This window comes from Pseudomonas sp. So3.2b (assembly GCF_019464415.1).
GTDB classification, from domain to species: Bacteria; Pseudomonadota; Gammaproteobacteria; order Pseudomonadales; family Pseudomonadaceae; genus Aquipseudomonas; species Aquipseudomonas shahriarae.
The window spans coordinates 1462148-1485494 of sequence record NZ_CP080494.1 but is presented as its reverse complement, the minus strand read 5'-3'; the positions used below and the strand labels follow the sequence as shown (position 1 = coordinate 1485494).

At 62.3% G+C, this 23347-nt stretch carries 23 protein-coding genes and 1 pseudogene; 10 read left to right on the top strand and 14 right to left on the bottom strand.

Annotation, left to right across the window (positions count from 1 at the left end):
- Positions 1-19: 19 nt before the first annotated feature.
- The 9 genes from K1X80_RS06560 to ffh all read right to left on the bottom strand — a co-directional run bounded on the left by K1X80_RS06560 (position 20) and on the right by ffh (position 7413).
- Positions 20-1324, bottom strand: a complete 1305-nt coding sequence (locus tag K1X80_RS06560; RefSeq protein WP_029296281.1) for a homoserine dehydrogenase — start codon at positions 1322-1324, stop codon at positions 20-22.
- Between the two features lie 127 nt (positions 1325-1451).
- The gene (locus K1X80_RS06555; RefSeq protein ID WP_057437999.1) at positions 1452-2183 is read right to left on the bottom strand and encodes a thioredoxin fold domain-containing protein; all 732 of its coding nucleotides are present in this window, start codon (positions 2181-2183) and stop codon (positions 1452-1454) included.
- Between the two features lie 141 nt (positions 2184-2324).
- Positions 2325-3221, bottom strand: a complete 897-nt coding sequence (xerD, locus tag K1X80_RS06550; RefSeq protein ID WP_057437997.1) for a site-specific tyrosine recombinase XerD — start codon at positions 3219-3221, stop codon at positions 2325-2327.
- Positions 3222-3345: 124 nt separating this feature from the next.
- Positions 3346-3759: an acyl-CoA thioesterase gene (locus tag K1X80_RS06545; RefSeq protein WP_057437995.1), complete on the bottom strand. Its 414-nt coding sequence runs from the start codon at positions 3757-3759 to the stop codon at positions 3346-3348.
- An 82-nt stretch (positions 3760-3841) separates the two neighbouring features.
- On the bottom strand, positions 3842-4192 hold the full coding sequence (rplS, locus tag K1X80_RS06540; RefSeq protein WP_003175895.1) for a 50S ribosomal protein L19: 351 nt from the start codon (positions 4190-4192) through the stop codon (positions 3842-3844).
- A gap of 45 nt (positions 4193-4237) precedes the next feature.
- On the bottom strand, positions 4238-5011 hold the full coding sequence (trmD, locus tag K1X80_RS06535) for a tRNA (guanosine(37)-N1)-methyltransferase TrmD (protein ID WP_024077235.1): 774 nt from the start codon (positions 5009-5011) through the stop codon (positions 4238-4240).
- Complete coding sequence (rimM, locus tag K1X80_RS06530; RefSeq protein WP_010565276.1) at positions 4993-5529, bottom strand: ribosome maturation factor RimM; 537 nt, start codon at positions 5527-5529, stop codon at positions 4993-4995. Before rimM ends, trmD begins: the two co-directional genes overlap by 19 nt.
- Positions 5530-5534: 5 nt before the next feature.
- Positions 5535-5786 (bottom strand): 30S ribosomal protein S16, encoded by a 252-nt coding sequence (gene rpsP, locus K1X80_RS06525; RefSeq protein ID WP_003175899.1) that lies wholly within the window; start codon positions 5784-5786, stop codon positions 5535-5537.
- Between the two features lie 250 nt (positions 5787-6036).
- Positions 6037-7413 carry a signal recognition particle protein gene (gene ffh, locus K1X80_RS06520; RefSeq protein ID WP_029296179.1) on the bottom strand — a complete coding sequence of 459 codons (1377 nt, stop codon included), beginning with the start codon at positions 7411-7413 and terminating at the stop codon, positions 6037-6039.
- A 233-nt stretch (positions 7414-7646) separates the two neighbouring features.
- Between ffh and K1X80_RS06515 the strand changes: the two genes are divergently transcribed.
- From K1X80_RS06515 to K1X80_RS06505, 3 genes are all read left to right on the top strand, one after another.
- Complete coding sequence (locus K1X80_RS06515; protein WP_057437993.1) at positions 7647-8459, top strand: inner membrane protein YpjD; 813 nt, start codon at positions 7647-7649, stop codon at positions 8457-8459.
- Between the two features lie 12 nt (positions 8460-8471).
- The gene (locus K1X80_RS06510) at positions 8472-9710 is read left to right on the top strand and encodes a transporter associated domain-containing protein (RefSeq protein WP_057959548.1); all 1239 of its coding nucleotides are present in this window, start codon (positions 8472-8474) and stop codon (positions 9708-9710) included.
- A 346-nt stretch (positions 9711-10056) separates the two neighbouring features.
- Positions 10057-11367, top strand: coding sequence for an MFS transporter (locus tag K1X80_RS06505; protein WP_029296174.1), 1311 nt, complete (start codon positions 10057-10059; stop codon positions 11365-11367).
- Positions 11368-11445: 78 nt separating this feature from the next.
- Here the strand turns inward: K1X80_RS06505 and purT are convergent, their stop codons facing one another.
- The 5 genes from purT to K1X80_RS06480 all read right to left on the bottom strand — a co-directional run bounded on the left by purT (position 11446) and on the right by K1X80_RS06480 (position 14682).
- Entirely contained in the window at positions 11446-12627 is a 1182-nt protein-coding gene (purT, locus tag K1X80_RS06500; RefSeq protein WP_057437989.1) for a formate-dependent phosphoribosylglycinamide formyltransferase, read from the bottom strand.
- 69 nt (positions 12628-12696) lie between these two features.
- Positions 12697-13164, bottom strand: coding sequence for a VUT family protein (locus K1X80_RS06495; protein ID WP_029296170.1), 468 nt, complete (start codon positions 13162-13164; stop codon positions 12697-12699).
- A 143-nt stretch (positions 13165-13307) separates the two neighbouring features.
- Positions 13308-13523: a DUF1289 domain-containing protein gene (locus K1X80_RS06490; RefSeq protein ID WP_057437987.1), complete on the bottom strand. Its 216-nt coding sequence runs from the start codon at positions 13521-13523 to the stop codon at positions 13308-13310.
- Positions 13520-14044, bottom strand: a complete 525-nt coding sequence (locus K1X80_RS06485; protein ID WP_057437985.1) for a gamma carbonic anhydrase family protein — start codon at positions 14042-14044, stop codon at positions 13520-13522. The genes K1X80_RS06490 and K1X80_RS06485 overlap by 4 nt, the downstream gene beginning before the upstream one ends.
- A gap of 35 nt (positions 14045-14079) precedes the next feature.
- Entirely contained in the window at positions 14080-14682 is a 603-nt protein-coding gene (locus tag K1X80_RS06480) for a CoA pyrophosphatase (protein ID WP_057959545.1), read from the bottom strand.
- Between the two features lie 146 nt (positions 14683-14828).
- Here K1X80_RS06480 and K1X80_RS06475 point away from each other — a divergent pair, with 146 nt between their 5' ends.
- From K1X80_RS06475 to nagE, 7 genes and pseudogenes are all read left to right on the top strand, one after another.
- Positions 14829-15377 (top strand): NUDIX hydrolase, encoded by a 549-nt coding sequence (locus K1X80_RS06475; protein ID WP_169990601.1) that lies wholly within the window; start codon positions 14829-14831, stop codon positions 15375-15377.
- A gap of 35 nt (positions 15378-15412) precedes the next feature.
- Complete coding sequence (locus K1X80_RS06470) at positions 15413-15916, top strand: murein L,D-transpeptidase family protein (protein WP_057437979.1); 504 nt, start codon at positions 15413-15415, stop codon at positions 15914-15916.
- A 261-nt stretch (positions 15917-16177) separates the two neighbouring features.
- Complete coding sequence (locus tag K1X80_RS06465; protein ID WP_057959542.1) at positions 16178-16936, top strand: GntR family transcriptional regulator; 759 nt, start codon at positions 16178-16180, stop codon at positions 16934-16936.
- Between the two features lie 9 nt (positions 16937-16945).
- Positions 16946-18052, top strand: coding sequence for an N-acetylglucosamine-6-phosphate deacetylase (nagA, locus tag K1X80_RS06460; RefSeq protein ID WP_128593884.1), 1107 nt, complete (start codon positions 16946-16948; stop codon positions 18050-18052).
- Positions 18033-19055, top strand: a complete 1023-nt coding sequence (locus tag K1X80_RS06455; RefSeq protein ID WP_115127493.1) for an SIS domain-containing protein — start codon at positions 18033-18035, stop codon at positions 19053-19055. The genes nagA and K1X80_RS06455 overlap by 20 nt, the downstream gene beginning before the upstream one ends.
- 36 nt (positions 19056-19091) lie before the next feature.
- Positions 19092-21604: pseudogene (ptsP, locus tag K1X80_RS06450) on the top strand (phosphoenolpyruvate--protein phosphotransferase).
- Between the two features lie 26 nt (positions 21605-21630).
- The gene (gene nagE, locus K1X80_RS06445) at positions 21631-23337 is read left to right on the top strand and encodes an N-acetylglucosamine-specific PTS transporter subunit IIBC (protein ID WP_057960551.1); all 1707 of its coding nucleotides are present in this window, start codon (positions 21631-21633) and stop codon (positions 23335-23337) included.
- Positions 23338-23347: the final 10 nt, after the last annotated feature.

Below are 23347 nucleotides of genomic sequence, written 5' to 3'. Positions count from 1 at the left end.
GGGCCTCTGCAACCTATCGTTAGTTCAGGTGTTCGACGCGGATCCGCACCACCGGCCCGACCACGCCCTGCAGGGCTTCCAGCGCGGCAATGGCATCGTTCATGTGCTGTTCCAGCACACGGTGAGTCAGCAGGATCATGGGCACCAGGCCGTCGTGTTCTTCGACTTCCTTCTGCATGATCGACTCAATGTTGATGCCGCGCTCCGAGAGGATGCTGGCCACCTGGGCCAACACGCCCGGGTGGTCCTTGGCCTGGATCCGCAGGTAGTAGGAGCTTTCGCAGGCTTCGATCGGCAGGATCGGGTGGGCCGACAGCGAATCCGGCTGGAAGGCCAGGTGCGGCACGCGGTTTTCCGGGTCGCTGGTCATGGCGCGGACCACGTCCACCAGGTCGGCGATCACCGACGAAGCCGTCGGCTCCATGCCGGCACCGGCGCCGTAGAACAGGGTCGAACCGGCCGCATCACCATTGACCATCACCGCGTTCATCACGCCATTGACGTTGGCGATCAGGCGGTCGGCCGGAATCAGGGTCGGGTGCACGCGCAATTCGATACCGGCAGCGGTGCTGCGCGCCACGCCCAGGTGCTTGATGCGGTAGCCCAGGGCTTCGGCGTAGTTCACGTCGGCGGTGGTCAGCTTGGTTATGCCTTCGGTATAGGCCTTGTCGAACTGCAGCGGGATACCAAAGGCGATGGACGCCAGGATGGTCAGCTTGTGCGCCGCGTCGATACCTTCTACGTCAAACGTCGGGTCGGCTTCGGCGTAACCCAGGGCCTGGGCCTCGGCCAGCACGTCTTCGAAGGTACGGCCCTTCTCGCGCATTTCGGTAAGGATGAAGTTACCGGTGCCGTTGATGATGCCCGCAACCCAGTTGATACGGTTGGCCGACAGGCCTTCGCGGATCGCCTTGATCACCGGGATACCGCCAGCGACGGCGGCTTCGAACGCCACGATCACGCCCTTCTCGCGGGCCTTGGCGAAGATTTCGTTGCCGTGCACGGCAATCAGCGCCTTGTTGGCGGTAACCACGTGCTTGCCGTTTTCGATGGCCTTGAGCACCAACTCACGGGCGACGGTGTAGCCGCCGACCAACTCGATGACGATGTCGATTTCAGGGTTCGTGGCCACATCGAAGACATCGTTGGTAATCGCAATACCGGTCGTTTGGTACTGAGGCTTTGGCGTACGCATGGCAATTTGTGCCACTTCAATCCCGCGCCCTGCACGGCGGGAAATCTCCTCAGCGTTACGCTGAAGTACGTTCAAGGTGCCGCCACCGACGGTCCCTAACCCACAGATGCCTACTTTGACCGGTTTCACTGAAGAACTCCCCATGAAACGGCCGACTCAAGGTCGGCCGTGAAAAACAGCCGCACAACTGCGGCTCTCTGTTAACGACCCGTCGACGTGTCGGCGGGCCTGATCGTCAAAGGCTCGACAATACTGTTTATTTGGCACCCAGTGCCAGTTTGGCGACTTGTGGCGCAGGCTGGTAGCCCGGAATCACCTGGCCGTCGGCCAAGACGATGGCCGGCGTACCGTTCACCCCGATGGACTGACCCAGAGCGTACTGCTTGGAAACCGGATTGGCACACTTGGCGGACTTGATTTCTTTGCCATCGACCATCTTGTCCATGGCTGCTTTCTTGTCGGTTGCGCACCATACCGCTTGCAGTTGCTCGTCGCCCGGCGAACCGAGGCCCTGGCGCGGGAACGCTACGTAACGCACTTCGACACCCATCTTGTTCAGCGCAGGTATCTCGGCGTGCAGCTTGTGGCAGTACGGGCAAGTGGTGTCGGTGAAGACGGTGATGTGGGTCTTGGTTTCGCCAATCGCGGGGTAGACCACGGTCTCGGCCACCGGGATACCGTTGATCAGCTTGGAGATCCCAACGCGCTCGGCCTTCTCGGTGAGGTTGACCGGCTTGCCGTCTTTCAACTGGAACAGGTAGCCCTGGACGATGTACTGACCGTCGGCGCTGGCATACAGCACGCGGCTGCCCTTGAGCTTGACCTCATACAGGCCGGCCATCGGGCTGGCGCTGATGCTTTCGACCGGAGTTTCGAGCTGGAGGCTTTCCAGACTCTTACGGATTGTCTTCTCGGCGGCGTCATCGGCGACGGCAAAGGTTGAAACCAACGCAATGGCTGCGGCGGCAAAAATCTGGGTCAAGCGCATGGGAACTCCTGAAGGCAGATGCAGGGACGAAGGCCAGGACGCCGATCTGGAAACACGGCTCGGGACCGTCCCCTTTGCAAACCGGCAAAGCCTACCACAATTGGGCGCCAGGGCAGACGCTGGCGGCCAAATTGGGGCCTGTCAGCCCCTTGGGTGATGTTTGGCATGCAGGTCCTGCAACCTTGCCCGCGCCACATGGGTATAAATCTGCGTGGTGGACAGGTCGCTATGGCCCAGCAGCATCTGCACCACGCGCAAATCCGCGCCATGGTTGAGCAGATGGGTGGCAAATGCATGGCGCAGGGTGTGGGGGGACAGCGACTTACCGATCCCGGCGACCTTGGCCTGGTGCTTGATGCGATGCCAGAAGGTCTGGCGGGTCATCTGCTCGCCGCGCAGGCTGGGGAACAGCACGTCACTGGGGCGCCCGCCGAGCAGCTCGCTGCGGGCATCGCGCATATAGCGCTCGACCCACACGATTGCCTCTTCGCCCATGGGCACCAGGCGCTCCTTGCTGCCCTTGCCCATCACCCGCAACACACCCTGGCGCAGATTGACCTGCTCCAGGGTCAGGCTGATCAGCTCGGTGACGCGCAGGCCGCAGGCATACAAGACTTCCAGCATCGCGCGGTCGCGCTGACCGATGGCTTCGCTCAGGTCGGGCGCGGCCAGCAGGGCTTCGACGTCGGCTTCTGACAGGGACTTGGGCAACGGCCTGCCGAGTTGCGGCATATCGACTTGCAGGGTCGGGTCGACAGCAATCAGCTTTTCCCGCAGCAAATAGCGATAAAACCCACGCACTCCCGAGAGGAATCGCGCAGTGGAGCGCGGCTTGTAGTTCTGCTCAAGGCGCCAGGCCAGGTGATCGAGGATCAACTCACGCCCGGCGTGGCTCAGCTCGAGGTTTCTCTCCAGCAACCAGCCATTGAACAGGGCCAGGTCGCTGCGGTAGGACTGGCGCGTGTTGTCCGACAGGCCTTTTTCCAGCCAGAGGGCGTCGAGGAAGCGGTCGATCAGGGGATGGTCAATGGCGGGCATGGGGGCTCAGGCTGAGTACTTTAGTGTCTGGTAGATCCTATCGCAGGCAAGCCCGCGCCCCCAGGGAAATGCATGGCTAATGTGGGAGCTGGCTGGCCTGCGATAGCGGCGACGCGGTCTCGGATCAGTCTACAAACCCAGGCAGCACTGGCACCGGGCGCTTATCGTCATCAATTGCGACAAAGCTGAACACACCCTGGATCGCCTTCTCGCGGCCATCGGCACTCATGCTCTCGACAAACACCTCCACTTCCACCTTGAGGCTGGTGTTACCGACTTTGATCACGCGGCCAATCAGCTCGACGATGGAACCGGCCGGGATCGCGTGATTGAAGTCGATACGGTCGGTAGACACCGTCACCAGCGGCAAACGGCAAAACCGCGTGGCGGTGATGAACGACACTTCATCCATCCAGGCCAATGCAGTACCGCCAAACAGCGTGTTGTGGTGGTTGGTGGTCGGCGGGAATACGGCTTTGGTTACATGGGTCACGGACAGGTCGGTGCGGCGCTGGATTTCTTCGAGGCGGGTGGTCATGAACGGGTTCCGGGCAAGAGGCAAATTTCAGGCACAAAAAAGCAGCCCGTAGGCTGCTTTTTTCTGCATCGGGAAGCTGGACTTAAGCCAGTTTTTCCTTGATGCGAGCTGCTTTACCGGACAGGTCACGCAGGTAGTACAGCTTGGCTTTACGTACGTCACCGCGACGTTTAACGGCCATGCTGTCGATTTGCGGGCTGTAGGTCTGGAAAGTACGCTCTACGCCAACACCGTTGGAGATTTTACGAACAGTGAAAGCACTGTTCACACCACGGTTACGCTTGGCGATTACGACGCCTTCGAACGCTTGCAGACGCGAACGGTCGCCTTCCTTCACTTTCACCTGAACGACAATAGTGTCGCCCGGGGCAAAGGTAGGGATCTCTTTGGTCATCTGCTCTGCTTCGAGTGCAAGGATGATTTTGTTAGTCATGCTGTGCTCCTAAGGTAGATCGTCGGATCTACCATCGATACGTTGTTAACTATCGTCCCGCGCGAGGATGTATTCCTCGAGCAGCTTCTTCTCTTCTCCAGAAAGCGAGCGGCTTTCCAGAAGATCGGCGCGTCGTTCATAGGTCCGACCAAGGGACTGCTGTAAACGCCAACGCCGGATGTGTGCGTGATTGCCACTTAGCAACACGTCGGGAACACGCTGATCCGCATACACCTCCGGTCGGGTGTAGTGCGGGCAATCCAGCAAACCATCCGTGAAGGAATCTTCCTCCGCGGAGTCCGCATGCCCTAAAGCTCCAGGCAGCAGTCGTGTAACCGCATCTATCAGGACCATCGCCGGCAGCTCACCGCCAGACAGGACATAGTCCCCAATCGACCACTCTTCATCGACATGAGCTTCAATAAAACGCTCGTCAATGCCTTCATAGCGACCGGCAATCAGGATCAGTGCTTCCTCATTCGCCAGTTCGCGTACCGCCGCCTGTTTCAGCTGACGGCCTTGAGGGGACAGGTAAATTACCTTCGCCTTCTCCCCTGCTGCTGCCTTGGCCTGAACCAGGGCGTCTTCCAGGGGCTTGATCTTCATCACCATGCCCGGGCCACCGCCAAATGGGCGATCGTCCACAGTGTGATGTCGATCCGTCGTGTAGTCTCGCGGGTTCCAACAAGTGAGCTGCAAGAGCCCTTGTTTCACCGCCCGACTGGTGATGCCGTACTCGCTGATGGCAGAAAACATCTCGGGAAACAAACTGATCACTTCAATGCGCAAATTAGCCACGCTTAGAAGTCCGCGTCCCATTCCACCTTCATCTCGCCCGCTGCCAGGTCGACAGCCAACACGCATTGCTCGGTATAGGGCAACAGGCGTTCGCGATCATCCAGGCTGCCAGCGCAAGGCTTGACCACCATTACATCATTGGCGCCGGTTTCCAGAAGATGGTCGATTTTCCCGAGCAATTGCCCGAGTTGATCAATAACCTTCAGACCTTCCAGCTGGTACCAGTAGTACTCGCCGTCGGTCAATTCAGGGAACAGGTTGCGCGGCACGCAGATCTCATAACCGGCCAGAAGACGCGCTTCTTCACGATCATCGAGACCCTTGAGCTTTGCGACCAGGAACTTATCGTTCCCACGTCCACTGACCAGCTCGACCTGTTTCACACTACCTTCGCGCTTGAGCGTCCAGGTCTTGTACTGCAACAGGTTTTCAGTCGGATCAGTAAAGGAATACACCTTCACTTCGCCGCGAACGCCATGAACAGAGTAAATCTTGCCGATAACGATCAAATCATCAGCAACAGCTGGCGTCGCGTTCATATTGCTCAGGCTGCGGCCTTAGCCGAGTCCTTCAACAACTTGGCAACACGCTCGGAAGGCTGTGCACCAACGCTCAGCCAGTAGGCTACGCGCTCTTGGTTCACGGACAGACGAACTTCTTGACCACGAGCAACAGGGTTGAAGAAACCAACCTGTTCCTTGTGCGAACCGTCGCGCGGGTTGCGGCTGTCGGTTACGGTCAAGTGGTAAAACGGGCGCTTTTTGGAGCCGCCAAGGGCAAGACGGATTGTTAGCATGTGAACATCGTTCCTGTAGTCGGTGCTGCAAATCTAAATGCACAGCGGGCATGGGTGCCCGAAAGGCCGCATATTCTAAGGAATATCCGGACTTTTGCAAATGTCTTTTTCCGGCGCCTGACCGCGGGCCATTCAGATCTGCTATAGAGCCGTCGGTTAAAACGGCGAGTCAGCTCCCGCCAACGGCGGGTTTGCTGGAGATCCCACATCCTTGTGGGTCTGCGCAAGAGCAAGCCCTTGCGCGAATTCTTTACATCTTCGGCATGCCACGGCCGGGCATCATACCGCCCATGCCGCGCATCATTTTGGCCATGCCGCCTTTGGCGGAGAATTTCTTCATCATCTTTTGCATCTGCTTGTGCTGCTTGATCAAGCGACCGATGTCCTGCACCTGGGTGCCGGAACCCATGGCGATCCGACGTTTGCGCGAACCGCTGATCAGCTCAGGGTCGCGGCGCTCGGCCGGGGTCATGGAGTTGATGATGGCTTCCATCTGCTTGAACTGCTTCTCTGCCGCACCCTGGGCATTGCCCATTTGCGCCAGGTTCACACCGCCGATGTTCGGCAGTTTGTCCATCAGGCCGCCGAGGCCGCCCATGTTCTTCATCTGTTGCAGCTGATCGCGGAAGTCTTCGAGGTCGAAGCCCTTGCCCTTTTTCAGCTTCTTGGCCAGTTTGTCGGCCTTGTCCTTGTCGAGGGTCTGCTCGGCCTGCTCGATCAGGCTGAGCACGTCGCCCATGCCGAGGATCCGCGAGGCAATCCGCTCAGGGTGGAACGGCTCGAGCGCTTCGGTCTTCTCGCCCATACCGATGAACTTGATCGGCTTGCCGGTGATTGCGCGCACCGACAGTGCGGCACCGCCACGGGCATCACCGTCGACCTTGGTCAGGATCACGCCGGTCAGCGGCAGGGCATCACCAAAGGCCTTGGCGGTGTTCGCCGCGTCCTGGCCGGTCATGGCATCGACCACGAACAGGGTTTCTACCGGGTTGATCGCGGCATGCAGCGCCTTGATCTCGCCCATCATCTCTTCGTCGATGTGCAGGCGACCGGCGGTATCGACGATCACCACGTCGATGAACTTGAGCTTGGCTTCTTTAATGGCAGCGTTGGCGATGTCGACCGGCTTCTGGCTCAGGTCGGACGGGAAAAAGGTCACGCCGATTTCACCGGCGAGCATTTCCAGCTGCTTGATCGCGGCCGGACGGTACACGTCCGCCGACACCACCATCACGGATTTTTTCTTGCGCTCTTTAAGGAAGCGCGCCAGCTTGGCAGCGGTGGTGGTCTTGCCCGCCCCCTGCAAACCGGCCATCAACACCACGGCCGGCGGCACGGCGCTGAGGTTCAGGTCTTCGTTGGCCGCACCCATCAGGCTTTCGAGCTCGGCCTGGACGACCTTCACAAAGGCCTGGCCCGGCGTCAGGCTGCGGGACACTTCAGTGCCGACCGCACGCTCCTTGACCGAGTTGACGAAATCCTTGACCACAGGCAAGGCAACGTCGGCTTCGAGCAACGCCATGCGCACTTCGCGCAGGGTGTCTTTAATATTGTCCTCGGTCAGCTTGGCCTTGCCGGTGACATGGCGCAGCGTCTGCGAGAGACGGTCAGTCAAGTTTTCAAACATGCGCGATCCTTTCAGGCCCTATTCATCGAAGTGCATCGGTAGACCGAGGTAATGGCGGCCCAGGCTGTGTAAATCGCTATTAAAAACAGCGCTTGGCGAGCCTGCGGCGTGGGCAGGTCGCGGATTATAGCGAAGACTGCCGTCATGCACACCCGCTGTCTGGCCCGCTGGTCTTTCGTGGAACGCAGGTGTGTGCCAAACTCATCGGCTTTCGGGCTTGCCTAACAGGATTTATGCTCCCTTTGTCACCCAGTTTGCTACCCAGTCTCGCCGCCGCACTCTTGTATGCCGCTGCGACCCTCTACCAGGGCACCCGTCTGGCCCAACGCGCCAGGGCGGACAAACGCCTGCTGGCCGGCCTCGGCGTGTTCGCCTTGCTGGCCCACGCTGCCAGCCTGTTCACCCACCTGATGACGCCAGTGGGCCTGGGCCTGGATTTTTTCAGCGCCGCCAGCCTGATTGCCGCTGCGGTCATTGCCTTGACGCTGCTGGCCTGCGCGCGGATCCCGGTGGAGAACCTGCTGTTGCTGCTCTTCCCCCTGGGGATGCTGACAGTGCTGCTGGCGCAATTTGCCCCCACCGGCACGGTGCAGGTGATCGACGAGGAGCCGGGCATCCTCGCGCATATCCTGCTGTCGATCCTCGCCTACGGCATGTTCACCATCGCCGTGTTCCAGGCGTTGCTGCTGCTCTTGCAGGACCACCAGCTCAAGCACAAGCACCCTTCCGGGCTGATCAAGAACTTCCCGCCGCTGCAGACCATGGAAAGCCTGCTGTTCGGTTTCCTCTGGGCCGGCTGGACGCTGCTGTCGCTGTCGCTGATTTCCGGCTGGCTGTTCGTCGAGAACCTGTTCGCCCAGCACCTGGTGCACAAAACCCTGCTGGCGTGCCTGGCCTGGGTGGTGTTCAGCGTGCTGCTGTGGGGCCGCAATCGCCTGGGCTGGCGCGGGCACAAGGCGATCCGCTGGACCCTGGCCGGCTTCTGCCTGCTGATGCTGGCGTATTTCGGCAGCAAGCTGGTTCGCGAATTCATCCTGCATATCTGACGGGCGGCAATCATGCACAACTTGCCCCTTGAGCCGATGCTCGCGGTAGTCGCGCTGCTGGTCTTGTGGTCGGCGCTGTTTACCGCCATCGAGGCGGCCCAGCTCCATTTGCTGGCCCTGCGCCCCGGTACGCGGCAGGGCGACAAGGCCGCCGCCCGCCTCAACTTCCCGCGCAACAGCCTGATCCTGTGCAACACCCTGTGCCGCGCGGTGGTGGTGATTCTGTGCACCCTGCTGGCGATCTATGCCTGGGCCGAAAACGGTCCCTGGCTGGGTTGGCTGGTCTCCAGCGGGCTGTTGCTGGTGCTGGCCGACTACCTGCCGCGCACCCTCGCCACCCGCTATCCGCACGCGGTGCTGGGGTTTGGCAATACGCTGCTGGGTGTGCCGCTGAAAATCCTCTATCCCCTGGCCTGGCTGCTCAATGGCCTCAGCCTGCTGTTGCTGCGCCCTTTCGAACGCAAGTCGGGGATCGTCAAGAAAAGCGACGAGCCACAGAGCGACCCGTCCGACGAGCAAGCCTCAGACGCGAACGACGACCCTCGGCCGGGTATGCCGGGTATCCACGCCCTGGACAACATTACCGTCAATGACATCCTGGTGCCGCGCAGCGAAGTCGATGGCATCAACCTCGACGACCCTATCGAGGAGATCATCGAACAACTGCGCAGCTCCAAGCGCACGCGGCTGCCGGTGTTCCACAGCGATATCAACCAGGTCGAGGCGGTGCTCAACACCCGGCAGATCCAGCACCTGCTGCCCGATGCCAGCCTGACCAAGGAAGCCCTGCTCGCAGCCTGCCACGAGCCGTACTTCGTCCCGGAAAGCACGCCGCTGCAACTGCAATTGCTCAACTTCCACAAGCAGCAACGCCGCCTGGGCATGGTGGTGGACGAATACGGCGAAGTGCTGGGCATCGTCACCCTGGAAGACATTCTGGAAGAGATCGTCGGCGAATTCGAAAGCGAGCAGAGCCTGGATAACCCGCTGATCCAGCCCCAGCCTGACGGCCGCTATGTGATCGACGGTGCCGTATCGATCCGCGAGCTGAACAAGTGCCTGGGCTGGCACCTGCCTAGCGACGGTCCCAAGACCCTCAACGGCCTGGTGACCGAAGCGCTGGAGACCATTCCCGATTGCTCGGTGTGCGTGAAGATCGGCCGTTATCGCCTGGAAATCCTCGAAACTGAAGACAATCGGGTGAGCAAGGTGTTGATCTGGCATATCGGCTCAGCGCCGATTGCCACCTGACTCACGGTGGACAAGCCCGTGTGGAAGCGGGCTTGCCCGCGATAGCCTCACCTCAGTGTCACTGATACCCCGAGGCGCCCGCTTCTCCCACATTTGATCTTTTCAGCCCCTAAGACCGCGCTCCAGCCCTTGTTTGCAGCGCAACCCCCTTCCTATAATCAATCGCGCTTACCCAAGCCCTGCCCGACCGCGTGCTATCCGCACTGAGCGTGTCCAGGCACCGCAACCCCGTGTCTGACCGGTACCCGCTCCCATCCCGAGCCAACGCCGCGCACTGCCCTGATCCATGGGTGCAAGACCAATAATAATCCGCGCCAAGCGCGCAATGACCATCAGGGATACCTCAATGAGCACCACCTATAACGAGGCCGCTCCCGCCGCCCCGACCAACTCGACCAGCCGGGTCGCCACCGCGAGCATCATCGGCACCGCCATCGAGTTCTACGACTTCTATATCTACGCCACGGCCGCCGCGCTGGTGATCGGCCCGGTGTTCTTCCCGCAGAGTTCCGGCACCGCGCAGATGCTGGCGGCGTTCCTGACCTTCGGTATCGCCTTTATCGCGCGGCCACTGGGTTCGGCGCTGTTCGGCCACTTCGGTGACCGCATCGGGCGCAAGTCGACGCTGGTGGCCTCCTTGCTGCTGATGGGCGTGTGCACCACCCTGATCGGCCTGTTGCCGGGTTACGACACCATTGGTGCCTGGGCCCCGATCCTGTTGTGCGTGCTGCGTTTCGGCCAAGGCCTGGGGCTGGGCGGGGAATGGGGCGGCGCCGCGCTGCTGGCCACCGAGAACGCGCCCAAGGGCAAGCGTGCCTGGTTCGGCATGTTCCCGCAGCTGGGGCCTTCCATTGGCTTTTTGGCGGCCAATGGGCTGTTCCTGATCCTGGCGATGAACCTGGACGATGAACAATTCCGTAGTTGGGGCTGGCGTATTCCGTTCCTGCTCAGCGCCGCGCTGGTGATGGTGGGCCTGTATGCGCGCCTCAAACTGCATGAAACCCCGGTGTTCGCCAACGCCGTGGCCAAGGAAAAACCAGTAAAAGTGCCGCTGGTGGAGCTGTTCAGCCAGCATTGGTTGCAAGTGCTGCTGGGCGCGGCCGCGATGGTGGTGTGCTATGCGCTGTTCTATATCACCACGGCGTTTTCCCTGAGCTATGGCGTGAGCACCCTGGGCTACAGCCGCGAAACCTTCCTCGCCCTGCTGTGCTTTGCCGTGTTGTTCATGGGCGCGGCCACGCCGCTGGCAGCCCTGGCCAGTGACCGCTATGGGCGCAAGCCGGTGTTGATCGTCGGTGCGGTGCTGGCGATTCTGTCGGGTTTCACCATGGAACCATTGCTGACCCACGGCTCGACCTGGGCGGTGGCGCTGTTCCTGTGCCTGGAACTGTTCCTGATGGGCGTGACCTTTGCGCCGATGGGGGCGTTGTTGCCGGAACTGTTTCCGACACGCGTGCGTTATACCGGGGCGTCGGCGGCGTATAACCTGGGCGGGATTGTCGGGGCTTCGGCCGCACCGTTTTTCGCGACCAAACTGGTGGCGATGGGTGGGCTGAGTTATGTCGGCGGGTATGTGTCGGCGGCAGCGTTGCTCAGTTTGATTGCGGTGCTGTGCCTGAAAGAGACGCGGGATAACGATTTGAACAAGGTCGCCTGATAGACCGCTATCGCGGGTAACCCCGCCCCCACACTGGAACGCCTTCCACATGTGGGAGCGGGCTTGCCCGCGATGCTTTTACAGCTCTACAACCACCGCTTGAGAAGCACGGGTCGCCTTGGCCCGGGCAGCCTCGATCGACTCATCCCGCGCCAACGCCACGCCCATGCGGCGCTGACCATTCACTTCTGGCTTGCCGAACAGACGCAGTGCGGTATCCGGCTCGCTCAGGGCCGCGCCGAGGTTGGCGAACGCCGTCTGGGTCGATTGCCCTTCCACCAGAATCACCGCCGAAGCCGAAGGCCCGAACTGGCGGATCAATGGGATCGGCAGGCCAAGAATCGCCCGCGCGTGCAGGGCAAACTGCGACAAGTCCTGGGAAATCAGGGTCACCAGCCCGGTGTCGTGAGGGCGCGGCGAGACTTCGCTGAACCACACCTGGTCGCCCTTGATAAACAGCTCGACCCCAAACAGACCACGACCACCCAGGGCCTCGGTCACGGCTTTGGCGACGCGCTCGGATTCGGCCAGGGCCGCCGGGCTCATGGCCTGGGGCTGCCAGGACTCCTGGTAGTCGCCCTTCTCCTGACGATGGCCGACAGGCGCGCAGAAGGTGGTGCCACCGACGTGACGCACGGTCAGCAGGGTGATTTCGTAGTCGAAGTCGATAAACCCTTCGATGATCACCCGACCTTTACCTGCACGCCCGCCTTCCTGGGCGTAGTCCCAGGCTTTCTGCACGTCATCGGCGCTACGCAACAGGCTCTGGCCCTTGCCCGACGAACTCATCACCGGCTTGACCACGCAGGGGAAGCCGAGGTCTTCGACGGCCTTGCGGTAGTCTTCCACGGTGTCGGCAAAATGGTACGGCGAGGTCGGCAGGTCCAGCTCTTCAGCGGCCAGGCGGCGGATGCCTTCACGGTTCATGGTCAACAGCGCCGCACGGGCTGTGGGGATCACGGTAAAACCTTCAGCCTCCAGTTCCACCAGGGTGCCGGTGGCAATGGCTTCGATTTCCGGGACGATGAAGTGCGGCTTTTCCGCCTCGATCACCGCACGCAGGGCTGCGCCGTCGAGCATGTTGATCACGTGGCTGCGATGCGCCACCTGCATGGCCGGCGCGTTGGCGTAGCGATCCACGGCAATCACTTCAACGCCCAGGCGCTGCAGCTCAATTACCACTTCCTTGCCCAGCTCACCGCAGCCACACATCAATACGCGGGTCGCGGTTGGCGACAATGGAGTTCCGATTCGGGTCATCTCAGGTCCTCAGGGGAGCGGATCAGGGGGAGAAAGGCCGGCATTTTACATGAACGGCGGGCATTGGCCTCAGTTGGCGACGCGCTGGCGCCGCAAACGCCAGGCCATGGCCAGCCACACCACGGTGACCCCGGCAAATTTCGAGGCCAGGGCGGTACCGACCACCGCCGGCGTCAACGCGCCGATCAGGCCAAAAAAGATAAAGGTATCGAGGGGAATGCTCAGCGCCGAGCTGATCCACAGCCGGTCATGCAACGGGCGCTTGGTGATGCTGAAGACCAGCCAGTCGATGCACTCGGAGACCGCGAACGCCGTGGCGCTGGCCAGGGCGATGGACGGATCGGAGGTAATGTAGGACAGCACCAGCGCCGCGAGCATGGCGATAATCGCCCCGTGGCCGAAGCGCGTTTGCACCATGTCCCGCAGGATAAACACCAGGCCACCCCAGGCGGACCAGATGACATCCAGGTGCGGGGCGGTGGAAAAGGCGAAGTTGATCAGCACGACGCTGCTGATATAGGCGATCAGGAAGAGCATGGGGCGAGGGACCTGTGGGTAATGCGCACAGGGTACACAATTAAAGGGATGTCGTCTGGAGGGGCCTCATCGCAGGCAAGCCAGCTCCCACATTGGAATGCATTTCAAAATGAGGGAGCTGGCTTGCCTGCGATAGCGCCCTGTCAGGCGCCAGATTTCCCAGGAATCATCCACAACACCCCACTGGCTTTCGCCCGCTCATGACATAACCCCAGCACCACCCGGCGCTCGGCGTTGTCCATGCGGCTCCAACGGGTGATTTCGTCGACATTGCGCTGGCAACCGGTGCAGATATCGTCGTCATCCAGCGCACAAATGCTCACGCAGGGCGAGGCAACGGGGCGTTCAACCGGGTTCATTCCGGCTGCTCGACCAGGTCACGGGCATAGCGCTGAGAGTTGTGCACATAGTGCGCAGCACTGGCCTCCAGCATGTTCTTCTGTTGCTCGGTCAATTCCCGCACCACCTTGCCGGGCGAGCCCATTACCAGCGAGCCATCAGGGATTTCCTTGCCTTCGCCGATCAACGAATTGGCGCCGATGATGCAGTGCCGGCCAATCTTGGCGCCGTTGAGGATCACCGCATTGATGCCAATCAGGCTGTAGTCGCCGACGGTACAGCCATGCAGCATGGCGTTATGCCCCACCGTCACACCGGTGCCCAGGGTCAGCGGGTAGCCCATGTCGGTGTGCATCACGCTGCCGTCCTGCACGTTGCTGTTCTTGCCGATCAGGATCAGTTCGTTGTCGCCACGCAACACCGCGTTGAACCAGACGTTGGCGCCCTCCTCCAGCTTGACCTTGCCCACCAGCGTGGCATTGGGGGCTACCCAGCTATCTGGATGTGTCTCGACGCGGGCATCGCCCAGGCGGTATTTCATGGTCTTCCCTCACGGCTTGCCATTCAAACGATGGCTTAAGTATTGATAAAGCTTTTCGGCGGACGGTGCAGGCTGATATCGGCATCGTCATAGAGCAGGTTGATCAACTCGACGATCATGATCGCCGTCAGGCCCCAGATCTTGTATTCACCAAAGCGATAGCTGGGCACGTACCAACTGCGGCCCTGGTAGTCGATACGGTGGGTGTGCTCACGCGGGTCCTGGCGGAAAAACTCCAGGGGCACGCTGAATACGGCGGCAATCTCGGCATCGTTGGCCAGGTATTCGACATAGTCGGGGATCACGCCCACATACGGGGTCACGCGGATGCCGTGCAGGGAGATCAGGGGGCTCAAGGGCCCGATCACTTCCACCAGGCCCGGTGGCAGGCCGATTTCCTCTTCGGCCTCGCGCAGCGCGGTGAACACCAGGTCCGGGTCTTCGGGGTCACGGCGCCCACCCGGAAACGCCACTTCGCCGCCATGGGTCGACAGGCCGCTGGCACGCAGGGTCAGGATCAGCTCGGGTTCGTCACTGCGGGTAATCGGCACCAGCACGGCGGCCTCGGGGAAACGGCTGTCAGTTTCCAGCGTGCGTGGCGTGTGATTGGTTACCCGGCGAAGTAGCTCGTCCAGCATGAGTCATCTCGATCTGTTGGCTACCTTGCATCATGCACCAAAGCGTACGGGTGCCCAACCCCAAAACCCCGGCGGTGTCGCTAAACGACAACTTGCAGGCCACTGCCCTGCACGCCAAGATAGGCGCAGTCCCCAGGAACCCAAGCATGAATTTCTGCAGCCAGTGCGGTAAACCGGTCATCCAGCGCATTCCCGAAGGCGACGCGCGCCTGCGTTATGTGTGTGACCACTGTCAGACCATTCACTATCAGAATCCCAATATCGTCACCGGCACCCTGCCCGTCTGGGGCAACCAGGTGCTGCTGTGCCGGCGCGCCATCGAGCCGCGCCTGGGCTACTGGACCCTGCCGGCAGGTTTTATGGAAAACGGCGAGACCGTGGAACAGGGCGCAATGCGCGAAACCCTCGAAGAAGCCTGCGCCAGGGTGCGCAACCTGACGATCTACACGCTGATCGACGTACCGCACATCAGCCAGGTGCATATCTTCTACCGCGCCGAACTGATCGACCTGGACTTTGCCGCCGGCCCCGAGAGCCTGGAAGTCAAACTGTTCGATGAAGCGGACATCCCTTGGTCCGACCTGGCTTTCCGCACGGTACGGCGTACCCTAGAATGCTTTTTCGCCGACCGTCGGCAACAGGTGTTTCCCGTGCGCAGCGAATCGGTGCCACCCTTGACTCACCCTGCACAATAACAATCGAAGGTCACCGTCAAAGGGATACCGCTGCAATGCGTTGGTTGCTTGCTCTGCTCTGCCTGTCGTTCGTCACCCTGTCGTCAGCCACCACCCTGCAAACCCTGGGCGGTAAAACCGTCGATAAGATCCTGGTGCTCAAGTCCGCCCATCAGTTGCAACTGATCCACGACGGCAAACCGCTGAAGACCTACCGCATCTCCCTGGGCAAGAACCCCAAGGGCCACAAGCTGATCGAAGGCGACCGCCGCACCCCGGAAGGCTTCTACTGGATCGACTGGCGCAAGACCAGCGACCGTTTCAACCTGTCCATGCATATCTCCTACCCCAATATCAGCGATGCCGCCCGCGCCCGCCGCGAAGGGGTCAAGCCCGGCAGCATGATCATGATCCACGGCACGCCAGACAGTGAGGAGTATCCGGAACAGTGGTTCCACACCCTGGACTGGACCGACGGCTGCATCGGCATGCGCAATGTCGACATGCGCGAAGTGTGGAACCTGGTCAAGGACGGCACGATGATCGAGATCCGTCCGTAACTTCGACCGTTGGTAAAATAATTCAAAAAAAACCTGCCTCTGCCACAGCCCCTGCCGGTGAATACCATTTCATCGGCGGGGGCTGTGCGTTTCTGCGCGCGACAAAGACCTCTCTAATACCACTTGATACCACCCCCTGAAAAAGTGCCCTGCAAGCCGGTTCCGCACGCTTTTGGCGGCATTGACATGGTATTTAAGTGGTATTAATTTCCGGCCATTACCGGGCGACAACACTCCAATAACGCATCGGAAACCCTACAGATGAATCCCATCCAGACCCTGCGTCCTGACGACCGACAATCCACGCCGTTGTACCTGCAACTGGCCCGCAACCTCGAAGCGGCGATCCATGCTGGCCAGTGGAAATCCGAGCAGGCCTTGCCCTCGGAGCGTGTGCTCAGCGAGCAGTTGGGTATTTCCCGGGTCACCGCCCGTAAAGCGCTGGAAGTGTTGTTTGCCCAAGGCCTGATCCGCCGCAGCCAGGGCTCTGGCACGTTTATTACGCCACGCCTGGAACAGCCGCTGTCACGCCTCTCGGGGTTCAGCGAAATGCTGCGGCTCAAGGGGTTTGCCCCCAGCTCCCAGTGGCTGGTGCGCGAGATCACCCCGCCGACCCACGAAGAGCTGATCCGCCTGTGCCTGTCGCCCACCGACAAAGTGGCGCGGCTCAAGCGCCTGCGCAAGGCAGATGACACCGTGATGGCCATTGAAATGAGCGCCCTGCCCGCCTCGATCGTGCCCACCCCCCAGGCCATCGGCAGCTCGCTCTACGAATACCTGGAAGGCATCGGCAAACCGGTGGTGCGGGCCCTGCAACATATCCAGGCCATCAACGCCTCGGATGAGTTCGCCGCCCTGGTGGGCATCGCCCCCGGCACCGCCATGCTGCTGATGACCCGGGTCGGCTACACCGCCGACAACACGCCGATCGAAATCACCGACACCTACTGCCGCAACGACTACTACGACTTTGTCGCTGAGCTGCGTAGGTACGACTTTTCCGCCGAACTGCGGCCTTAGAGAACTGCCATGTCCGAAGACAATATCCTCACGCCCCACGGCTGGATGCGCGGCCGCCTGGTGCACCACGAAGGCAAGGTCAGCGCCGTCGAAGGTGTGCCTTGCGACCCGGCCGACAACGACCTGCCCTACCTGCTGCCGGGTTTTATCGACCTGCATGTACACGGCGGCGGCGGCAAGGACATCATGGAAGGCCGCAGTGCCTTCGAGACCATCACCCGCACCCATGTGCGCTTCGGCACCACTTCGCTGCTGGCCACCACCATGACTGCACCGGTCGAGGAAATCTCCCGCGTGCTCGGCGAACTCGGCCAGTTCTGCGAAAACCGTCCAAGCGGCAGCGCCCGGGTGTTGGGGGTGCATCTCGAAGGCCCCTACATCAACCCAGGAAAGCTCGGCGCACAGCCCAACTTTGCCCACACGGCATTGATGGCCGAGGTCGAGGAGTATCTGCGCCTGGCACCGATCCGGGTCATCACCATTGCCCCGGAAATCGCCGGGCATGACGGCCTGATCCGCACCCTCAGCCAACGCGGCGTGCGCATGCAGATCGGCCATACCCTGGGCAGCTATGAAGAAGGCGTCGCAGCGCTGGCCGCCGGCGCCACCAGCTTCACCCACCTGTACAACGCCATGAGCCCGCTGCATCACCGCGAGCCGGGCATCGTCGGTGCCGCACTGGCCCACGCGCAATACGCCGAACTGATCCCGGACCTGTTGCACGTACACCCCGGGGCCATGCGCGTGGCCCTGCGCTCGATTCCCTGCCTGTACTGCGTCACCGACTCCACCGCCGCCGCCGGCATGCCCGACGGCGAATACAAGCTGGGCAGCCACACCGTGACCAAATGCCTGGGCGGCGTACGCCTGGCCGACGGCACCCTGGCCGGCAGCACCCTGACCATGGATCAGGCGCTGCGCAACCTGGTGAAGATCGGCCTGCCCATCAGCGAAGCCTCACAGCGCCTGTCGCAATTTCCTGCGGATTACCTGGGCCTGGAACAACGCGGCCGCCTGCAACCCGGCAGCTTTGCCGACTGCGTGCGCCTGGACCGCTCCCTGCACCTCACCGACGTAATGGTCGAAGGAGAAACCATTGACTTCAAAAATGCTTGAAGAGGCCCTGTCCTCCTGTGAGGCCGTCGCGGCCCAACTGCAATGCCTCGACCCGCTGCTGGCCGAGGTCGCCGGCCGCCTGCGCCGCCAGCCGCCGCAAGTGGCGATGACCGTCGCCCGTGGCAGTTCGGACCACGCCGCCAGTTACTTCGCCTACCTGACCATGCAGCATGTGGGCGTTCCCGTGGCGTCGCTGCCAATGTCGGTGGTGACCCTGGCGCAGGCGCCACTGAAGGTCAGCGGCCAGGCGGCCTTCGGCTTCTCTCAGTCGGGGCAGAGCCCGGACCTGGTCAACAGCCTGCGCCTGCTGCGCAAGCGCGGGGCCTTGAGTGTGTCGATGGTCAACGCCGAAGACTCGCCCCTGGAAGCCGCCTGCGAATTCCATGTGCCGCTGTGCGCCGGCCCCGAGCGTAGCGTGGCCGCGACCAAGAGTTTTATCGCCACCTTGAGCGCCAGCGCCCAGTTGGTCGGGCACTGGAACCAGGAAGACGGCCTGCTCGAAGCTTGCCACGCCCTGCCTGCCGGCCTGCGCGAAGCGGCGACCCAGGATTGGAGCCTGGCCATCGACGCCCTGCGCGACTGCCAGCGCCTGATGGTCATCGGCCGTGGCGCCGGGTTTGCCATCGCCCAGGAAGCCGCGCTCAAGCTCAAGGAAACCTCGGCGATCCAGGCCGAAGCCTTCAGCAGCGCCGAAGTGCGCCACGGGCCGATGGCCTTGATCGACGATAACTACCCGTTGCTGGTGTTCGCCCCACGCGGCGCCGAACAGCCGGGCCTGCTGAGCCTGGCCACGGAAATGCGCCAGCGCGGGGCTCGGGTGCTGCTGGCCGCGCCCGACGATATCGCCGAACGCGACCTGACCCTCAGCCGCGCCGAACACCCGGCCCTGGACCCGATCCTGGCAATCCAGAGCTTCTACGTGATGGCCGCCGGCCTGGCGCAGGCCCGGGGCATGGACCCGGACCAGCCCCGCCACCTGAGCAAAGTCACTCGCACCCACTGAGTTGATTTCTGTCGTTTCCTGATGAGTACCGTGCCCATGCCCGACAATAATAATGACCTCACCCTCAGCGCCCCCCTCAGCGGGCCAGTGCTGACCCTGGGCAATGTGCCTGACGACGTGTTCGCCAGTGGCGCCATGGGCGACGGGATTGCCATCGACCCCCTCAACGATTGCCTGCATGCGCCGTGTGCCGGGGTCGTGATCCACGTTGCCCGTACCGGCCACGCCCTGACTATCCGCGCCGACAATGGCGCCGAGGTGCTGCTGCATGTGGGCATCGACACCGTCGAACTGCAAGGCGAAGGCTTTGCCTTGCTGGTCCAGCAAGGCGCACGGGTCAGCAATGGGCAGCCCCTGGTGCGCTTTGACCTGGATCGCATCGCCCGCCAGTGCAAAAGCCTGGTCAGCCTGATCATCCTCACTAACGGTGAGCAGTTCGAACTGCGCCCCGTGGCCGTGAACGCCGTCAAGGTCGGCGAAGCCCTGCTGCGCATCGTTGCGCGTCAGGCTGGCGTCGTGCAGCCCGTGATGGCCGACACCGCCGAGGCGCACGCCAGTGCCAGCGTGCGCATCACCCATCGCGGCGGCCTGCATGCGCGGCCCGCAGCGCTGATCCGCAAGACCGCCCAGGGTTTCAGCAGCCTGTCGCAGCTGCATTTCGCCGGTAAATCGGCGTCGTGCGCCAGCCTGATCGGCTTGATGGGGCTGGGCATTGGTGAACAGGATGAAGTGCAGGTCACGTGCCGTGGCCAGGATTGCGACGCGGCGTTGCAGGCACTGGTCGCCGCCCTTTCGCTAGCCACTGCCGAAGCCGTACAGGCCCCGGTGATAGCCGCTGCGCGTCCAGTCAACCGTGAAGCAGGCGTATTGCAAGGGGTGTGCGCCGCGCCGGGCCTGGTCTGCGGGCCGTTGTTCCGACTCAACAGCATCGAGTTGCCAGAAGACCCACGTAACCATGCGCGCCATGAGCAGTTGCAGCACCTGGACAGCGCCCTGGAACAGGTGCGCGGCGAAATCCGCAATACCCTGGAGCACGCCCGCCAGCGCCAGGCCGTCGAGGAAGAAGAGATCTTCGCCGCCCACCTGGCGCTGCTGGAAGACCCGACCCTGCTGGAGGCCGCCACCGCTGCCATCGAGCACGGCAGCGCCGCCACCATGCCTGGCGCGATGCGATCCAGGCCCAATGCGCGGTGTTGCTGGGCTTGGGCAAGCCGTTGTTTGCCGAACGTGCCAACGACCTGCGGGACTTGCAGCAACGGGTGCTGCGCGCACTGCTGGGCGAAGCCTGGCAGTTCGAGTTGCCCGCCGGCGCGATTGTTGTCGCCCATGAGCTGACGCCTTCGGACCTGCTGCAACTGAGCGCGCAAAACGCGGCCGGTATCTGCATGGCCGAAGGCGGCGCCACGTCCCATGTGGCGATCCTGGCCAGGGGCAAAGACTTGCCCTGCGTGGTGGCGCTGGGCAGTGAAGTATTGGCAATAACCCAAGGGCAACGGGTGGTGCTGGACGCCGCCAATGGGCGCCTGGAACTCAACCCGGACGATGCCCGCCACGCCCAGGTCCACCAGATCCGCGATGCGCAGAAACAGCGGCGCCAGCTGCAACAGGCCCAGGCCCATGCTGCCGCCAGCACCCTGGATGGCGTGGGCATTGAAGTGGCCGCCAATGTCGCCTCCAGCAGCGAGGCGCAGATTGCCTATGACAATGGTGCCGATGGCGTGGGTCTGTTGCGCACCGAGTTTCTGTTTGTCGACCGCCGCACCGCACCCGATGAACAGGAACAGCGCCAGGCCTATCAAGCGGTAATGGACGCCATGGGCGACAAATCGGTGATCATCCGCACCATTGATATCGGCGGCGACAAGCAACTCGACTACCTGCCCTTGCCCGCCGAAGCCAATCCGGTACTGGGCCTGCGCGGTATTCGCATGGCCCAGGTGCGCCCGGAACTGCTCGACCAGCAACTGCGTGCCCTGCTGCAGGTCAGCCCGTTGCAACGTTGCCGGATCCTGTTGCCGATGGTCAGTGAAGTCGACGAGTTGCTGCACATTCGCCAGCGCCTCGATGAACTGTGCGCCGAACTGCAACTGACCCAGCGCCCGGAACTGGGGGTGATGATCGAAGTCCCGGCCGCCGCGCTGATGGCTGAGCAACTGGCCGAGCACGCGGACTTTTTGTCGATCGGCACCAATGACCTGTCCCAGTACACCCTGGCCATGGACCGCGACCACGCCGGCCTCGCCGCGCGGGTCGATGCGTTGCACCCGGCGCTGCTGCGCCTGATCGCCCAGACCTGCAGCGGCGCGGCTAAACACGGGCGCTGGGTCGGTGTGTGCGGTGCCCTCGCTTCCGACCCGCTGGCCACCCCCGTGCTGGTGGGCCTGGGGGTGCGGGAGCTGTCCGTCAGCCCGCCGCAGATTGCCGCCATCAAAGACCGCGTGCGTCACCTCGACGCCGCGCAATGCCGGCAACTGAGCCAGGCCCTGCTCAACCTGAGCAGCGCCGGCGCCGTGCGCCAAGCCTGCCAACACCACTGGCCGTTGAGCTGACAACAACAAGAAAAAGGAGACTCGCCATGTACCAATTGTTTATCGAAGGCCTGCAACGCCTGGGCCGTGCGCTGATGCTACCCATCGCCATCCTGCCGATTGCCGGCCTGCTGCTGCGCCTGGGTGACACCGACCTGTTGAACATCGCGGTGATGCACGACGCCGGGCAAGCGATCTTTGCCAACCTGGCGCTGATCTTCGCCATCGGCATCGCCGTGGGCTTTGCCCGCGACAACAACGGCACCGCCGGACTGGCCGGGGCCATTGGCTACCTGGTGATGGTCTCCACCCTCAAGGTCATGGACAGCACCATCAACATGGGCATGCTCGCCGGGATCGTCAGCGGGCTGATGGCCGGGGCCCTGTACAACCGCTTCAAGGACATCAAGCTGCCGGAGTACCTGGCGTTCTTTGGCGGGCGACGCTTTGTGCCGATTGTCACCGGGTTTTCGGCGGTGGGCCTGGGGGTGATCTTCGGCCTGATCTGGCCGCCGGTGCAGCACGGCATCAACAGTTTTGGCGTGCTGCTGATGGAAAGCGGCAGCCTCGGCGCCTTTGTGTTCGGCGTGTTCAACCGCTTGCTGATCGTCACCGGGCTGCACCATATCCTCAACAACATGGCCTGGTTTGTGTTTGGCAGCTTCACTGATCCGGCCACCGGCGCAGTGGTCACCGGCGACCTGACCCGCTACTTTGCCGGCGACCCCAAAGGCGGCCAGTTCATGACCGGCATGTTCCCGGTGATGCTCTTCGGCCTGCCCGCCGCGTGCCTGGCGATGTACCGCAACGCCCTGCCGGAGCGGCGCAAGATCATGGGCGGGATCTTCCTGTCGATGGCCCTGACCTCATTCCTCACCGGGGTCACCGAGCCGATCGAATTCGCCTTTATGTTCCTCGCGCCGTTCCTGTACCTGCTGCATGCGCTGCTCACCGGCCTGTCGATGGCGGTCACCAACCTGCTGGATATTCACCTGGGCTTTACCTTCTCCGGTGGGTTCATCGACATGGTTTTGGGCTGGGGCAAGTCCACCAATGGCTGGCTGGTGATCCCGGTGGGCCTGGCCTACGCGGTGATCTACTACAGCGTGTTCAACTACTGCATCCGTCGCTTCAACCTGAAGACCCCTGGCCGTGAAGACATCCAGGTGGTACAGGCCGAAGCGATGAGTGATAACCAGCGGGCCAGTGCCTATATCCGCGCCCTGGGCGGCGCCGACAACCTGCTCAGCGTCGGCGCCTGCACCACCCGTCTGCGCCTGGACATGGTCGACCGTAACAAGGCCGTGGACGCCGAGCTCAAGGCCCTGGGGGCGATGGCCGTGGTGCGCCCCGGCAATGGCGGCAGCTTGCAGGTGGTGGTGGGGCCGATGGCCGACAGCATTGCCGATGAGATTCGCTTGGCCATGCCGACAGCCGGCCAGCCCTCGCCCTCATCTCCCAGCCCTCAGCCCGCGGTGGCCAACGTTGCCCCGCCCCAGGCCGAACAATGGCTGAACGCACTGGGCGGCGGCGACAATGTGCTGCAGCTCGATTGCGTGGCCATGACCCGTCTGCGCCTGCGCCTGGCCGATGACCGGGCATTGTCGGAATCCCAGCTCAAGACCCTTGGTTGCCAGGGCATCAGCCGGCTCGACGGCGGTATCTGGCACCTGCTGGTGGGCGAGTCGGCCCAAGGCTTGAGCACTGCCCTCAAGGCCCTTGCCAGCCGCGACCCGGTGCGTACCGGGGCCTGAGCCCGCTACT

Coding starts and splice junctions, on each gene's coding strand:
- K1X80_RS06555 (WP_057437999.1), bottom strand. CDS start 2,183: ATGCGCTTGACCCAGATTTTTGCCGCCGCAGCCATTGCGTTGGTTTCA.
- xerD (WP_057437997.1), bottom strand. CDS start 3,221: ATGCCCGCCATTGACCATCCCCTGATCGACCGCTTCCTCGACGCCCTC.
- K1X80_RS06545 (WP_057437995.1), bottom strand. CDS start 3,759: ATGACCACCCGCCTCGAAGAAATCCAGCGCCGCACCGACCTGTCCGTG.
- rplS (WP_003175895.1), bottom strand. CDS start 4,192: ATGACTAACAAAATCATCCTTGCACTCGAAGCAGAGCAGATGACCAAA.
- trmD (WP_024077235.1), bottom strand. CDS start 5,011: ATGGGACGCGGACTTCTAAGCGTGGCTAATTTGCGCATTGAAGTGATC.
- rimM (WP_010565276.1), bottom strand. CDS start 5,529: ATGAACGCGACGCCAGCTGTTGCTGATGATTTGATCGTTATCGGCAAG.
- rpsP (WP_003175899.1), bottom strand. CDS start 5,786: ATGCTAACAATCCGTCTTGCCCTTGGCGGCTCCAAAAAGCGCCCGTTT.
- ffh (WP_029296179.1), bottom strand. CDS start 7,413: ATGTTTGAAAACTTGACTGACCGTCTCTCGCAGACGCTGCGCCATGTC.
- K1X80_RS06515 (WP_057437993.1), top strand. CDS start 7,647: ATGCTCCCTTTGTCACCCAGTTTGCTACCCAGTCTCGCCGCCGCACTC.
- K1X80_RS06510 (WP_057959548.1), top strand. CDS start 8,472: ATGCACAACTTGCCCCTTGAGCCGATGCTCGCGGTAGTCGCGCTGCTG.
- K1X80_RS06505 (WP_029296174.1), top strand. CDS start 10,057: ATGAGCACCACCTATAACGAGGCCGCTCCCGCCGCCCCGACCAACTCG.
- purT (WP_057437989.1), bottom strand. CDS start 12,627: ATGACCCGAATCGGAACTCCATTGTCGCCAACCGCGACCCGCGTATTG.
- K1X80_RS06495 (WP_029296170.1), bottom strand. CDS start 13,164: ATGCTCTTCCTGATCGCCTATATCAGCAGCGTCGTGCTGATCAACTTC.
- K1X80_RS06490 (WP_057437987.1), bottom strand. CDS start 13,523: ATGAACCCGGTTGAACGCCCCGTTGCCTCGCCCTGCGTGAGCATTTGT.
- K1X80_RS06485 (WP_057437985.1), bottom strand. CDS start 14,044: ATGAAATACCGCCTGGGCGATGCCCGCGTCGAGACACATCCAGATAGC.
- K1X80_RS06480 (WP_057959545.1), bottom strand. CDS start 14,682: ATGCTGGACGAGCTACTTCGCCGGGTAACCAATCACACGCCACGCACG.
- K1X80_RS06475 (WP_169990601.1), top strand. CDS start 14,829: ATGAATTTCTGCAGCCAGTGCGGTAAACCGGTCATCCAGCGCATTCCC.
- K1X80_RS06470 (WP_057437979.1), top strand. CDS start 15,413: ATGCGTTGGTTGCTTGCTCTGCTCTGCCTGTCGTTCGTCACCCTGTCG.
- K1X80_RS06465 (WP_057959542.1), top strand. CDS start 16,178: ATGAATCCCATCCAGACCCTGCGTCCTGACGACCGACAATCCACGCCG.
- nagA (WP_128593884.1), top strand. CDS start 16,946: ATGTCCGAAGACAATATCCTCACGCCCCACGGCTGGATGCGCGGCCGC.
- nagE (WP_057960551.1), top strand. CDS start 21,631: ATGTACCAATTGTTTATCGAAGGCCTGCAACGCCTGGGCCGTGCGCTG.